Origin of the sequence: Marihabitans asiaticum (assembly GCF_007828725.1) — a bacterium.
Taxonomy (GTDB): Bacteria; Actinomycetota; Actinomycetes; order Actinomycetales; family Dermatophilaceae; genus Marihabitans; species Marihabitans asiaticum.
On the sequence record NZ_VIUW01000001.1, the window covers coordinates 879,049 to 893,539 of the forward strand.

Annotated in this window: 12 protein-coding genes; 8 read left to right on the forward strand and 4 right to left on the reverse strand. The window is 71.2% G+C overall.

The genetic code is table 11. The features are described from left to right. Positions 1 to 3: 3 nt before the first annotated feature. From FB557_RS04265 to FB557_RS04275, 3 genes are all read right to left on the reverse strand, one after another. On the reverse strand, positions 4 to 1,023 hold the full coding sequence (locus tag FB557_RS04265; protein ID WP_144855825.1) for an ABC transporter permease: 1,020 nt from the start codon (positions 1,021 to 1,023) through the stop codon (positions 4 to 6). Then, positions 1,020 to 2,027: an ABC transporter permease gene (locus FB557_RS04270; protein WP_144855827.1), complete on the reverse strand. Its 1,008-nt coding sequence runs from the start codon at positions 2,025 to 2,027 to the stop codon at positions 1,020 to 1,022. Before FB557_RS04270 ends, FB557_RS04265 begins: the two co-directional genes overlap by 4 nt. 97 nt (positions 2,028 to 2,124) lie before the next feature. Further along, a complete protein-coding gene (locus FB557_RS04275; protein WP_144855829.1) occupies positions 2,125 to 3,795 on the reverse strand; it encodes an ABC transporter substrate-binding protein in 1,671 nt (556 codons plus the stop codon). A 161-nt stretch (positions 3,796 to 3,956) separates the two neighbouring features. On the opposite strand from FB557_RS04275, the gene typA reads away from it, so the two are divergent. From typA to FB557_RS04305, 6 genes are all read left to right on the forward strand, one after another. Further along, positions 3,957 to 5,849: a translational GTPase TypA gene (gene typA, locus FB557_RS04280; protein ID WP_144855831.1), complete on the forward strand. Its 1,893-nt coding sequence runs from the start codon at positions 3,957 to 3,959 to the stop codon at positions 5,847 to 5,849. A 153-nt stretch (positions 5,850 to 6,002) separates the two neighbouring features. Next, positions 6,003 to 7,760, forward strand: a complete 1,758-nt coding sequence (locus FB557_RS04285) for an ABC transporter substrate-binding protein (protein WP_144855833.1) — start codon at positions 6,003 to 6,005, stop codon at positions 7,758 to 7,760. Then, complete coding sequence (locus FB557_RS04290) at positions 7,757 to 8,740, forward strand: PIG-L family deacetylase (protein ID WP_144855835.1); 984 nt, start codon at positions 7,757 to 7,759, stop codon at positions 8,738 to 8,740. Before FB557_RS04285 ends, FB557_RS04290 begins: the two co-directional genes overlap by 4 nt. Next, positions 8,737 to 9,228, forward strand: coding sequence for a flavin reductase family protein (locus tag FB557_RS04295; protein WP_246074388.1), 492 nt, complete (start codon positions 8,737 to 8,739; stop codon positions 9,226 to 9,228). Before FB557_RS04290 ends, FB557_RS04295 begins: the two co-directional genes overlap by 4 nt. Before the next feature lie 7 nt (positions 9,229 to 9,235). Further along, entirely contained in the window at positions 9,236 to 10,981 is a 1,746-nt protein-coding gene (locus FB557_RS04300; RefSeq protein ID WP_144855837.1) for a VanW family protein, read from the forward strand. A 143-nt stretch (positions 10,982 to 11,124) separates the two neighbouring features. Then, a complete protein-coding gene (locus tag FB557_RS04305) occupies positions 11,125 to 11,757 on the forward strand; it encodes a 4'-phosphopantetheinyl transferase family protein (RefSeq protein WP_170236172.1) in 633 nt (210 codons plus the stop codon). A gap of 58 nt (positions 11,758 to 11,815) precedes the next feature. On the opposite strand, the gene FB557_RS04310 is transcribed toward FB557_RS04305, so the two are convergent. Then, entirely contained in the window at positions 11,816 to 12,904 is a 1,089-nt protein-coding gene (locus FB557_RS04310) for a GNAT family N-acetyltransferase (RefSeq protein WP_170236173.1), read from the reverse strand. A 36-nt stretch (positions 12,905 to 12,940) separates the two neighbouring features. On the opposite strand from FB557_RS04310, the gene fdxA reads away from it, so the two are divergent. Beyond that, positions 12,941 to 13,267 (forward strand): ferredoxin, encoded by a 327-nt coding sequence (fdxA, locus tag FB557_RS04315; RefSeq protein WP_144855843.1) that lies wholly within the window; start codon positions 12,941 to 12,943, stop codon positions 13,265 to 13,267. A gap of 26 nt (positions 13,268 to 13,293) precedes the next feature. Beyond that, the gene (gene dapC / locus FB557_RS04320; protein ID WP_144855845.1) at positions 13,294 to 14,451 is read left to right on the forward strand and encodes a succinyldiaminopimelate transaminase; all 1,158 of its coding nucleotides are present in this window, start codon (positions 13,294 to 13,296) and stop codon (positions 14,449 to 14,451) included. Positions 14,452 to 14,491: the final 40 nt, after the last annotated feature.

Consider the following 14,491-nt stretch of genomic DNA (forward strand, 5'->3'; position numbering starts at 1 on the left):
CGGTCACCTCCTGCTCTTTGGGTCCAGCGCCTCGCGCAGCGACTCGCCCATGAGTGTGAAGCCGAGGGCGACGATGATGATGCAGATCGCGGGGTAGAACGCCAGGTGCGGGTGGTCGTAGATGTAGGTCTGGGCGCGGCCGAGCATCTGCCCCCACTCGGGGTTGCGGTCGTCGGGGTTGCCCAGCCCGAGGAAGGACAGGGCGGCCGCGTCGATGATGGCGGTGGCCAGCACGAGCGTGGCCTGGACGATGACCGGCCCGAGGCTGTTGGGCAGCATGTGCCGCAGCACGATGGCTGACTTCTTCACGCCGAGCGCCCGGGCGGCGAGCACGTGGTCCTTGCTGCGCTGGGCGAGCATCGAGCCGCGCAGCAGACGGGCGAAGATGGGTATCTGGACGATGGCGATGGCGATGATCAGCGTCCACTGGCTGGGGCGGCTGGCGACCGCGGAGATGGAGAAGGCGAGCAGCAGGCTCGGGATGGAGAGCATCACGTCGACGATCCGCATGATGACCGAGTCGACCCAGCCGCTGAAGGCGCCGGCCAGGGTGCCGAGCACGAGCCCTCCGGCGAGCCCGAAGAGGGTCGCGCAGACCCCGACGATCAACGTCTGGCGACTGCCGACGAGCAGCCGGGAGAGCAGGTCGCGGCCCTTGTCGTCGGCGCCGAGGGGAAAGCCGGGCTCGGGTCCGGGGATCGGGTTGGACTGCGGGCTGACCTTGTCGTAGAGCAGCCACTCGCCCGGGTCGTGCGGGGCCAGCCAGGACGAGACGATCGCCAGGACGACGAAGGCGATGGTGATCGCCAGCCCGACGAGGAAGACCGGGCTGCGGCGCAGGCGCCGCCACGCGGAGGCGATGAGGCTCACCCCGGCGGTGTCGTCGATCGCGCCGGCCTCGTCGACCGGCCCGGACGCTCCGGCGGTGGCGGCAAGCTCGTCGATGCGCTCCTTCTTGCGGGAGCCGAGCCCGCGAGGCCCCTTGGTGCCGGGGTCGCGCGCGTCACGGTGGGTCGGGGTCATCGCGTCCTCACTCGGGGGTCGACCACGGCGTAGAGGATGTCCACCACGAGGTTGACCAGGACGTACACCCCGGCGGCGGCCAGGATGATCACCTGGAGCACGGGGTAGTCGCGCTTGGTGAATCCCTCGGAGAGGGCGTTGCCGATGCCGGGGAAGTTGAAGACGGTCTCGGTGAGGATCGCGCCGCCGAGCAGGAGCCCGGTCTGCAGACCGATGGCGGTGATCACCGGCAGCAGGGCGTTGCGCATGATGTGCCGGCCACGGATCACTCGGGAGGTCAACCCCTTCGACCGGGCGGTGCGCACGAAGTCCTCGTCGAGGACGTCGAGGACGCTCGCCCGAGTGATCCGGAAGATCATGGCGAAGGGGATGGAGGCCAGGGCGATCGCGGGGAGGACGAGGTGCTTGAGCGCGTCCAGGGAGGCGTCCCACTCGCGGGTCAGGAGGCCGTCGAGGACGAAGAAGCCGGTGACCCGGGTGGCGTTGCCGACCTCCTGACGGCCCGACACGGGCATCCAGCCGAGCTCGATCGCGAACCAGTACTTGAGCAGGAAGGCGAGGAAGAAGACGGGGACCGCGACCCCGACGAGCGAGCCGACGATGGCGACGTTGTCGAGGATGCCGCCACGACGGCGGGCCGCGAGGTAGCCCAGCGGGAGGGCGAGGAGCACCGCGACGAGCAGGGCGCTGATGCTCAGCTCGATCGTCGCGGGGAACCGCTCGAGGAGGAGGTCCAGTGCCGGCGTCCCCGGCTGAACGCCGTTGGACACGCCGAAGTCACCCTGCACCGCCCGCTTGAGGAAGCTCCAGTACTGCACGGGGATGGGCTGGTCCAGGCCCAGCTCCTTGGTCAGCGCCTCCCGGGACTCGGGGGTGGCGCGCTCGCCGAGCATCGCCGACACCGTCCCGCCGGGCAGGGACTTCAGCCAGGCGAAGAGGAGCACCGAGAGCGCGAAGATCACAAGCACCAGCTGCAGCAGCCGGCGGACGATGAATCTGAGCACGGACGTCTCCTGAGGCAGTTCTCCGGCGCGGGGCCGTCTCGCCGGCGCGGACGAGACGGCCCCAGCCGTCAGGTGAGAGCTCGACCGACGGGTCGGCTCACTTGCCGCCGACGGTGACCGTGGAGAACTCCTCGGCCGTCAGCGGGCTGGCCACGAGACCTTCGACGTCCTCGTTGACCACGATGGCCGGCGGGCTGTGCGAGATCGGCAGCCCGGGGATGTACTCCTCGGCGATCTTCTTGTTCAGCTCCTCGTACATCGCGGTGCGCTCGGCCTCGTCGACCGTCTGGTCGGCCTCCTTGATCTCCTGGCTCAGCTGCTCACCGAAGTCGGTGGCCGAGGTCTGGAAGTCGTTGCTCTCGAGGTTGCCGAAGAACGTGCCGATGAAGTTGTCGGCCGAGTCGTAGTCGCCGGTCCACCCGAGCAGCCACGCGTCGAACTGGCCGTTGTCGACCCCGTCGAGGTAGCCGCCGTTCCACGGCTTGGTGACCGCCTTGACCGTGATCCCGACCTCCTCGAGGTTGTTCGTCAGCGCCTCGTGGATCTTCTGCGGGTTCGGCATGTATGGCCGGGTGACCTCGCTGGGGTAGGCGAAGGTCAGCTCGAGGTCCTCGGCGCCAGCCTCCTTGAGCAGGCTCTTGGCCTTCTCGACGTCGCGCTCGGTCGGCTGCAGCTCGGAGTTGTAGCCCTGGACGGTGTCGGGCATGAACTGCGAGGCCGCCACCGCGCCCTCCGGCAGCTGCGCCTTGACCATGCCCTCACGGTCGAGGGCCAGTCCGATCGCCTCACGGACCTTCTTGTCCTGGAGCTTCTCGTTCCTCTCCGGGTTCAGCCCCATGTAGAGGATGTTGAAGGCGGGGCGGACCTCAACCTGGTTGCCCCCGTCCTCCAGGCCCTTCCAGTCCACCGGGTTCGGCAGGTCGTAGCCGTTGATGCTGTCGGCCTCGAGCTCCTGGCGGCGGGTGGACTCGTCCGGAATGATCTTGAAGACGATCTCGGCGTTCTTCGCCTTCTCGCCCCAGTAGTCGTCGTTGCGCTTGAGGGTGACCGTCTTGTTCGCCGTGTCGTACTTCTCGAAGGTGTACGGGCCGGTGCCGACGGGGTTCTGCGCGTTCTCCGGGTAGGAGAAGCCCTCACCCTGCTTGGTGACCTCGTTGGCGTTGCCCTCCTCGAGGGCCTTCGGCGACTGCATCGCGAAGGAGGAGAGGGAGAGCAGCGCCGGGAACTTCGAGGTCGGGCGGGCGATGGTGAGGTCGACCGTCATGTCGTCGGTGGCCTCGCAGCTGCGGTAGAGAGAGTCCTCGCCGAAGCCCTCCATCGAGTACGCCCAGTACTCCGCGGGACCGGCCTGGGCGGTCTCGTTCTGGTCGGCCATCCGCTCGAAGTTGGCGCAGATCGCCTCGGCGTTCATCTCCTCGCCGTCGGAGAAGGTCACCCCGTCGCGCAGGGTGAAGGTCCACTTCGTGCCGTCCTCGTTCGGCTCCCACTCGGTCGCCAGGCCGGGACCGATCTCGGCGCTGCCCGGCTTGACCTCGACGAGGCCCTCGAAGATCTGCCGGGTGATCCGGAAGGTCTCGCCGTCGCTGGCGTAGAACGGGTCGAAGACCTCGGGCGCTCCCGCCGCACCGAAGGTGAAGGTGCCGTCGCCCCCTTCGCCGCCGGATCCGCCACCGGACCCGTCGTCGCTCCGCTCGCTCTCCGCGCAGGCGCCCAGGGTCAGGGCGAAGGCGGTGAGCAGGACCGCTGAAGTGCTCTTCCGCACCGTCATGTCTACCTCGCTTCGTGGTGATCCCCGTCACGTCGTCGTGACTGACCAGCGAACCTATCCGGATCTGGCCCCCGCCGCACCGCCAGACGGCCCGTCTTTACCGAAGGGAGACCTCCCGCGCGATTCTGCGGATCGGCACCGGACCAGCGACAATCTGCCCCATGCCCATGACTACCCGCCCCGACGTGCGCAACGTCGCCATCGTCGCCCACGTCGACCACGGCAAGACCACGCTCGTGGACAAGATGCTGTGGCAGGCCGGGACCTTCACCGAGCACGAGAAGGAGGGGGCGACCGACCGGGTCATGGACTCCGGCGACCTGGAGCGGGAGAAGGGCATCACGATCCTCGCCAAGAACACCGCGATCCACTATGCGGGGCCCTCCGCGGCCGAGCACGACGCCCCCGAGGGCGTGACGATCAACATCATCGACACCCCCGGGCACGCCGACTTCGGCGGTGAGGTCGAGCGGGGCCTGTCGATGGTCGACGGCGTGGTGCTGCTCGTCGACGCCTCCGAGGGGCCGCTGCCGCAGACCCGCTTCGTGCTGCGCAAGGCGCTCGCGGCGAAGATGCCGGTCATCCTGTGCATCAACAAGGTCGACCGGCCCGACTCGCGCATCTCCGAGGTCGTCGACGAGGTCTACGAGCTCTTCATGGACCTCGACGCGGACGAGTCCCAGATCGAGTTCCCCATCGTCTACGCCTCGGCCAAGGCGGGCGTGGCCAGCCTCACCGCGCCCGAGGGTGGCGAGGTCGCGGGGGAGGACCTCGAGCCGCTCTTCGCGACGATCCTCGAGACCATCCCGGCACCGACCTACGACGACGAGGCGCCGCTGCAGGCGCACGTCACCAACCTCGACTCGAGCAACTTCCTCGGCCGGCTCGCCCTGCTGAGGGTGCACAACGGGCAGCTGACGAAGGGGGCGCAGGTCGCCTGGTGCCGGCACGACGGCAGCCAGGAGAAGGTGCGGATCACCGAGCTGCTCATCACCCGAGGGCTCGAGCGCCAGCCGCTGGAGGGTACTCCCGCTCGTCCCGGCGACATCATCGCCATCGCCGGCATCCCCGAGATCATGATCGGCGACACCATCGCCGACGCCGACAACCCGATCCCGCTCCCGGTCATCACCGTCGACGAGCCGGCGATCTCGATGACCATCGGCACCAACACCTCACCCCTGGTCGGCCGTGGCCCGACCCGGGGCACCAAGGTCACCGCCCGGCTGGTCAAGGACCGGCTGGACCGCGAGCTGATCGGCAACGTCTCCCTTCGCGTCCTGCCGACCGAGCGCCCCGACGCGTGGGAGGTCCAGGGCCGCGGCGAGCTGGCGCTGGCGATCCTCGTCGAGCAGATGCGCCGCGAGGGCTTCGAGCTGACCGTCGGCAAGCCGCAGGTGGTGACCAAGGAGATCGACGGGAAGCTGCACGAGCCGGTCGAGCGGCTGACCATCGACACCCCCGAGGAGCACCTCGGCGCGATCACTCAGATCCTCGCCGCCCGTAAGGGGCGGATGGAGCAGATGACCAACCACGGCACGGGGTGGATCCGGATGGAGTTCCTCGTGCCCAGCCGCGGGCTGATCGGCTTCCGCACCGAGTTCCTCACCGAGACCCGCGGCACCGGCATCGCCCACCACGTCTTCGAGGGCTACGAGCCGTGGGCGGGCACGATCACCACCCGCATCTCCGGCAGCCTCGTCGCCGACCGCTCCGGCCCGGTCACTGCCTACGCGATGGTCAACCTCCAGGAGCGCGGCGTCCTCTTCGTCGAGCCCGGCACCGAGGTGTACGAGGGGATGATCGTCGGGGAGAACTCCCGCGCCGACGACATGGACGTCAACATCACCAAGGAGAAGAAGCTGACCAACGTCCGCGCCTCTTCCGCGGACAACTTCGAGAAGGTCGTCCCGCCGCGCAAGCTCTCGCTGGAGCAGTCCCTGGAGTTCTGCCGCGAGGACGAGTGCGTCGAGGTCACCCCCGACTCGGTCCGGATCCGCAAGGTCGAGCTCGACCAGGTGCTGCGCGCCCGGGCCGCGCGCTCCCGCAGCTGACCCCGCCCCCTTCGCACCTGCCAAGGTTCGTCCCCACGGGGTGTGCACCTGCCAAGGCTCGTGCCGACTGGGTGCGCACCTGCCAAGGCTGGTGCCTGGGTTCGGCGTGGCGGCTGACCGGCGACGAGCGGGGACCAGGCATCCTGGTAGGCGATGAGCCACGTCCGAGCACTCCTCACGGCCCTCGCCGCAGCAGCGGTGGCGGCGGCGTCGGCCGGCTGCGAGGTCGGCGGTGACACCGACCCCACCGCAGAAGCCGGCGACCCGGCTGGCTCCAGCACGACCGCCCTGAGCGGCCCGCAGCGCCAGCTGACCGTCCTCGCCCAGGGGCCGGTGCTCACCTGGGACCCCCAGCGGATGACCTCCCGGCAGCAGGCGCTCTTCGCCGGTCGGACCTACCTGCGCACGCTGACCACGTACCGGCCGGCGACCGACCTGGCCGGCCAGAAGGAGCTCGTGGGCGACCTGGCGACGGACACGGGGAAGCCGAACAAGGACGCGACGAGCTGGACCTTCACCCTGCGCGAAGGGGTGACCTGGCAGGACGGGTCGGCGGTCACCTGCGAGGACGTCCGGTACGGCGTGGCCCGGTCCCTCGCCACCGAGACCGCGTCCACCGGGTACGCCCTGACCTACCTCGACATCCCCAAGAAGCCCGACGGCTCCTCGGAGTACCCCGGCCCCTACGGCAAGGCCGGCCAGAGCGAGAAGGCCACCAAGCTCATCGAGGACGCCGTGCGGTGCGACGGACGGAAGGTGACCTTCCGCCTCTCCGAGCCGGTCCCCACCTTCGCCGCCGTCGTCTCCACCACGGAGCTCGCGCCGTACAAGGAAGCGCAGGACGAGCGCGACGACGGGGTGTACTCGGTGTTCTCCAACGGCCCCTACCAGCTCGAAGGGCAGTGGGTGCCCTCGCAGGGTGGCACCTGGGTGCCCAACCCGAGGTGGGACGCCGAGAGCGACGAGGTCCGGGACCCGGGGCCGGAGCGGATCGACCACCGCGAAGGGGTCTCGGCGGTCGACGCGGTCCGGCTGATGGCCGAGGGGGAGGGCGGCTCACGGGCCGCCCTGCTCGACCCGCTGCCCGCCGGGCTGCTCGACCCGGTGCGCGAGTCCCCAGCGCGGCTGCAGACCGTGGCGGCCGACGGCCAGCTCGTCGACTACCTCGCCCCCAACATGAGGAGCGAGGTGATGAAGGAGCAGGAGGTGCGCGTCGCCCTCGCGCTGGCGACCGACCGGCAGGCCTACGTCGAGGCGCTCGGCGGCGAGGCCGTGAGCACCCCCGCCTGGTCCCTGATCGGCGCCTCGCTCCCGTCGGCCCACGAGGCGGTGCTCGACCGGGGGCCCTCCGGCGACCCCGACGCCGCGGCGGAGCGGCTGAAGAAGGCGAAGAAGACCTCGCCCACGGTGCGGGTCGCCTACCGGCCCGGTGAGCGCGCCGACGCGGCGATGAAGGCGCTCGAGGCGGGCTGGGAACGAGTCGGCTTCGAGATCGAGCTCAAGCCCGTCGGCGACGACTACTTCGCGACGATCTCCGGCGCGGACGCTGCCGAGGACTACGACGTCTTCTGGTCCAGCTGGGGCCCGGACTACCCCAGCGCCGCCACCGTCCTGCCGCTGCTCTTCGACGACCGGATCAACATCTCCGACGCCGGCTCCGGACGCGACTACGGCTACGTCGCGAGCAAGAACCTCAACCGAGACATGGACGCCGCTGCCGCCGAACGAGACGAGGACAAGCGCATGACCCGCTGGCAAGAGGTCGACCAAGGGCTCCTGGAGACCGGGCGCTACATCCCGCTCGCCCAGCAGCGCAACACCTTCGTCGCCGGCTCCGAGGTGACCGGGCTCGCGGCCAACGCCGTCTTCGGCGGGGCGCTCGAGACCGGCCTGGTCGGGGTGTCCCGGTGAGTAGGTTGCTCTTCGTGCACGCCCACCCGGACGACGAGACCCTCGCGACCGGCGTGGCGATCGCCCACCACGTCGAGCGGGGCGACGAGGTGCACGTGCTCACCTGCACCCTCGGCGACGAGGGCGAGATCATCCCGCCCGAGCTCGTGCATCACGGCGCCGACCGCGAGGACACCCTGGCGGGGGTGCGCCGCGAGGAGCTGCGCCGGGCGATGGCGGCGATCGGTGCGCAGCATCGGGTCCTCGGCGAAGGGGGCACCCCGGGCGAAGGGGGATCCCTCAGCGACGCGAGGGCCGCGGACGAAGGGAGTCCGGCCGGCGACGCCGAAGCGGAGCGCGACGGGGGGCCGGGCCGCGCGGGCGCGACGGCTGCCGGGACGGCGGTCTACCGCGACTCCGGGATGGCCGGGACGCCGAGCGCCGCTCACCCACGCGCGTTCGTGCAGGCCGACCTCGACGAGGCCGCTGCCCTCGTCCGCGCCGTCATCGTCGAGCTCGCCCCCGACGTCGTCGTGACCTACGACGAGCACGGGGGCTACCGCCACCCCGACCACATCCAGACCCACCGCGTCGTCCGGGCCGCGCTGCGCGGCCTGCCGCCGCAGAGCCGGCCACCGATGATGGCCGCGCTCACCCCTTCGTCCTGGGCGAGGGAGGACCGGCAGTGGCTGGCCGAGCGCGGGCCCGCCGACCCCTCCTGGTCCCTCCCCGAGGGCGACTTCCCCCCTTCGGTCGTCGCCGACGCGCTCGTCACGCACGCGGTGACCGATCCGGCCGCGGTACCCCGGCAGGTCGCGGCGCTGCGCGAGCACGCCACCCAGGTCACCGTGGTGGGCGCCCAGTACGCGCTGTCGAACGACATCGCCGCGCGCCTGTCCGGCCGCGAGGGCTACGCCGAGGTTGACGTCGAGACCGGCCGCCTCGTCCCTGGCGCGGCCGCCGGCGGTGGGCGGTTGCCGCTCGTCGGGGGCGCGTCATGAGCGAGGAGCTGAGGGCGAGCGGTGACCTGCGCCAGGCGATGAGCCGCCTCGCGACCGGGGTCACGGTCGTCACCGCGACCGTCGACGGGCACGACCACGCGATGACGGCCAACTCCTTCACCTCGGTCTCGCTGGACCCGCCGCTGGTGCTGCTGTGCGTGCAGCAGGAGACCGGCTTTCACGACGCCTTGACCCGTGCCGGGCAGTGGGGGGTGTCGATCCTGCGCGAGGAGGATCGGCCGACCGCGGCGTGGCTGTCGACCTTCGGCCGGCCGCTGCAGGGCCAGCTGGACCGGGTCGCGCACCACCGCGGAGAGACCGGGGTCGTCCTGCTCGATGCGGCCCTGGCGACTCTGGAGTGCCACACTGTGCAGCAGCATGTGGCTGGCGACCACGTCATCGTCGTCGCCGAGGTGCTCCGGGCTCGCCACGCCGACCGCGGCCAACCGCTGGTCTACTACCGGAGCCGGTACACGAGCACGAGGTGAATGACGCATGACCGACCACTCGTTCCAGGACGAGTACGACGGGTCCTCCGCCGAGGGCAGGGGGCGCCGGCGCGGGGTGCTCGCCGCCCTCTTCGTGCTCCTCGTCCTCGTCGGTCTGTACGTCGCCGCCGCCGTCTACTTCGGTGACCGGGCCGCCTCGGGGACGACGGTCGGTGGGGTCAACGTCGCGGGCATGACCGGTGACGAGGCGCGCGCAGCGCTCGAGAGGGGTGTGTCCGACCAGGCCAGCGACGAGGTGGCCGTCACGCTCGGAGACCAGAGCCAGAGCATCGCCCCGGCCGACGCCGGGCTCGCGATCGACTACGACGCCTCGCTGGAGGGCCTGACCGGCTTCAGCCTCAACCCGATGGACCTCTACGACCACGTGCGGGGCGGGACCGCGCACGACCTGGTCACCGACGTCGACCGCGACGCGCTCGCGGCGGCCGTCGACGAGGTCGGCTCGACGCTCGACACCAAGCCCAAGAACGGGTCGGTCAGCCTGGAGGGGGCGAAGGTCAAGACCACCAAGTCCGTGCCCGGGCGGGAGGTCGACCGCGAGGCGCTCGTCGACGCCATCGACGCCGGATGGCCGGACACCGGGACGTACCAGGCGACCGCCAAGACCCTCGAGCCCGCCCTCACCCAGGCCGACATCGACAGCTTCGTCGGGGAGCTGAAGCCCCTCGTGAGTGGTCCGGTGGTCGTGCGCACCACCGACGAGCTGGCCAAGGACGACAAGACGGTGAGCTTCGAGGTGCCGGTCGACGCGCTCGCCTCTGCCATCTCGGTCAAGGTCGAGGACGCCGAGCTCACCCGGGACATCGACACCGAGAAGGTCACCGCTGCGGTTCTCGACGCCGGTGACAGCTCGGGCGCCCTGCGCGCCGCGAAGGACGCCACCGTGCAGGTCCGCGGTGTCTCCGACTTCTCGGTGACGCCCAGCAAGAACGGGCTCGGGCTGAAGAAGGACTCGATCGCCGAGCCGGTCCTCGAGGCGATGTCCAAGACCGGTGACAAGCGAGTGGCGACGGTGGACTCGGAGTCGACCAAGCCCAAGCTGACCACGGCGCAGGCGAAGAAGACCCTGCCCACGGAGCAGATCTCGACCTTCACGACGTACATGTCGACCGGCGGGACCCGCGTCGACAACATCAAGCTCGCCGCGCGGAACCTCGACGGCGCCTACGTGCCGCCGGGCGGGACCTTCAGCCTCAACCAGCACCTCGGGCCCCGGACCGCGGCGAAGGGGTACAAGGAGGCCGGGGTGATCTACGCCGGCCGGCTGCGCGAGGATTACGGCGGCGGTATCTCCCAGCTCTCGACGACGCTGTTCAACGCGGTGTTCTTCTCCGGGGCGCGGATCGAGGAGTTCCACCCGCACTCGTTCTACATCTCGCGCTACCCCGAGGGACGCGAGGCGACGATCTCCTACCCCGGGGTCGACAACCGGTTCACCAACGACACCGGCGCCGGCATCCTCATCAAGGCCAGCGCGAGCGACTCCCAGGTGACCGTCTCGTTCTACGGCCGCAAGAAGTACGACGTCGACGCGCAGAAGAGCGAGCGACGCAACGTCACCCAGCCCAAGACCATCCGCGATTCCGGCGAGGAATGCGTGCCGCAGACCCCGACCCCGGGCTTCGACGTGACGGTCACCCGGATCATGCGACCGGTCGGCGGTGGCGAGGCGGTGACGTCGAGCTTCGTCACGAAGTACATCCCCCAGGACGACGTCACCTGCACCGGCTAAAGATCCGAATTTCCCTAGGTTTCTGTCAGCCGCCCGGGAAATTTCCTAGGCGGCTGGGCAAACGCCTAGGGAGATTCGGATCTGCGGAGGGGGAGGGACCCGGCCGGGCTCTGCCCGAGGCCGGGTTGCCTATCCTCCATCCTGTGCGAACAGCCGTCCTCTCGTCATCGCCGGTCCTGGTGCGGTGGCTCGCGCTCGACGAGGTGGACCGGGGCTGGCACGGCTACCTCGACGAAGGGGAGCGCGACCGCTACGAGGCCAAGAGCAGCGAGGCGGATCGGACCCGGTTCCTCGGCGCGGCGGCGCTCATGCGACAGGTCGCGGCTGAGCTCGCCGGCTGTCCGGTGGCCGAGGTCGGCCTGCACAGGTCCTGCCCGGACTGCGGCGAGCCGCACGGTCGCCCGGTGCCGACGGGGGGCGCGACCGGGTGGCACGTCAGCGCCTCCCACTCCGGTCCGCACGTCCTCGTCGGGGGAGCCGGCCGACCCGTCGGGGTGGACGTCGAAGTGGTCCGGGCGGACCTCCCTTCGGCCCGGTTGCTCGGTCGGGTTCTCGCGCCCGGGGAGGCGCAGCCGGCCGACTCCGAAGGATTCGCTCATCTGTGGGCGGCCAAGGAGGCCTACCTCAAAGCCATCGGGACCGGGCTGGCGTTGTCGATGTCCCGGGTGCTTATCGAGGAAGGCGAGGTCGGGCTGACCGACGGCTCGCGACCGGCTGGCCGGGTGACCCGGCTCGACGCGCCGGCCGGCTGCGTCGGGTGGCTCTGCGAGCTCTGAGAGACGCCGAGGGTCCTGACAAGCCGCCCGGGAACATTCCTCGGCGGCTGGCAGGAACCTAGGGAAATTCGGATCCTGCGGGGGCGGGGGCGGGGGTGGGTGACGGGGGTGTGGGGGGTCGGAGGGCGAGATAGGCGTAGTGGTGGTGGAGGTCCATGCCGGCCCGCTCGTACAGCGCCACCGCGGCGGTGTTGGCGCGCTCGACCTGGAGGTAGGCCAGCGTGACGCCTCGATCCTGGGCGATCCGCCCGGCCGCCGCCGTCAGGGCGGCGCCGACCCCCCTTCGCCTCTGGTCCGGCCGGACGTGCACCCCGAAGACCCCCGCCCAGCCGTCGTCGAAGGCGACCCGGGCGGCGCCCACCGGGGCGCCGTCGCCGTCCCGGGCGAGGAGGAAGGCCTGGTCTCGCGGCGCCGTGAGCACCACCTGCGCGACCTCACCGCCGCCGCGCACCCGCGGACCCGCCGCGGCCAGCCACTCCTCGGTCAGGTCCGCAGCGCTCTCGACCCGGGCCGCGCCCGCCGGGAGCGAGCCCAGATCAGCGCTCCGGCCGGTCATCACGAGCACTGGAGGGCTCACGAACCAGCCCTGGGCGATGAGGAGCGCGCCGAGCGGGTCATCGACCCACCGAGCGTGCTCGGGTAGGGGCAGCATGACGTGCGCCACGAGCTCCCGCTCGCGGTACCACGCCACGACCTCGCGCACCGCGTCGTCGTCGGGCATGCCGGGGTCGCCCACGGGCAGCACCGAGTTGGCCCGACCGGTCCAGCCTCCGCCGGCCCGCAGCAGCCAACCACCGCCCGGCCTGCCCAGCCAGGCCGTCTCCAGCCCGGGGTTGCCCTTGGTCATCACGAGGTGCAGGTCCTCGATCGAGATCGCCCGGTGCGGGGCGCCGCGTCGCGTCGGGCGAGGCGGGATCACCCGGGCGGCGACGACGTCCGCGAGCGCGAGCCGCACCTCCCCACCGCGGGTGCGCACGACCACCGCGTCGGACTCGACCGCGACGACCTCGCCGACGGTGTCCGTCAGCGACGGGCCGCGAGGAGAACCATCCGGCCGGGGGGTCGAGGCGGGCTGGCCCCCCTTCGCCCCCTGCGTCGGACCCAGCCGGGTCCGGATCGCCATCCGCCGCCCTAAGGGATACCTCACCGTCGGATCGGACACCCGGCCCATACTATGGAGGCCATGACGTACGTGATCGCGCAGCCCTGTGTGGACCTGAAGGACAAGGCCTGCATCGAGGAATGCCCGGTCGACTGCATCTACGAGGGCAAGCGCTCCTTGTACATCCACCCCGACGAGTGCGTGGACTGCGGCGCCTGCGAGCCGGTCTGCCCGGTCGAGGCGATCTACTACGAGGACGACACCCCCGAGGAGTGGGCCGACTACTACAAGGCCAACGTCGAGTTCTTCGACGACCTCGGCAGCCCCGGCGGTGCGGCCAAGATGGGCATGATCGACAAGGACCACCCGGTCATCGCGGCGCTGCCGCCGCAGGAGCACGACGAGTAGTCGGCCCCTCGGCACCTCTGGCCTCGATGCTCACCCTCCCCGACTTCCCCTGGGACTCGCTCGCCCCTGCCAAGGAGCGGGCGAGGGCCTTCGCCACCACCGACGGTGACCCGCGCGGGTCCGGGATCGTCGACCTCTCCGTCGGCACGCCCGTCGACCCGACGCCGGACCCGATCCGCCAGGCGCTCACCGCCGCCGCCGACGCACCGGGGTACCCGCAGACCTACGGGACGCCCGAGCTGCGCGAGGCGGTCTCGGCCTGGTTCGCGCGGCGCCGCGGGGCGCCGGGGGTGGACCCCGACGGCGTGCTGCCGACGGTCGGCTCCAAGGAGCTCGTCGCCTGGCTGCCCACCCTCCTCGGCGTGGCGAAGGGGGAGAGCGTCGCCTTCCCCCGCGTCGCCTACCCGACGTACGACGTCGGGGCCCGGTTGGCCGGGGCCACCCCGGTGGCGGCGGACGCCACGACCGCGTTCGGGCCGGTCACCGCGGCCTCCGCGCCCCGGCTGCTGTGGCTGAACACCCCGAGCAACCCCACGGGTCAGGTCCTCGGGGTCGAGCACCTGCGCAAGGTCGTGCGGTGGGCCCGCGAGCGCGGCGTCGTCGTCGCCTCCGACGAGTGCTACGCCGAGCTGGACTGGCGCCGCGAGGGCGATCGTGGGGAGAGCTACGCGGAGCTGCCGACGACCCCGTCGATCCTCGACCCGCGGGTGTGCGAGGGCTCGCACGAGGGGCTGCTCGCGGTCTACTCGCTGAGCAAGCAGTCCAACCTCGCCGGCTATCGCGCCGCCTTCGTCGCCGGGGACCCGGCGCTCGTGCGGCAGGTGCTCCAGATCCGCAAGCACGCCGGGATGATCGTCCCCGCGCCGGTCCAGGCCGCGATGACCGTCGCGCTGCGCGACGACGCCCACGTCGCCGAGCAGAAGGAGCGCTACCGCTCCCGACGGGCCATGCTGCGGCCCGCGGTCGAGGACTTCGGGTTGACCGTCGAGCACTCCGAGGCCGGTCTCTACCTCTGGGCCACCGCGGGGGAGCCGGCCGAGCGCACCGTCGAGCGGCTCGCCGAGCGCGGGATCCTCGTGGCACCCGGGTCGTTCTACGGGGCTGCCGGCGCGCAGTACGTGCGGATCGCGCTCACCGCGAGCGATGCCCAGATCGAGCGCGCGGGGGAGCGGCTCACTTCCTGAGGAGGCGGCTGATCCCCCCTTCGCGCGGCCGGAGTGTGTC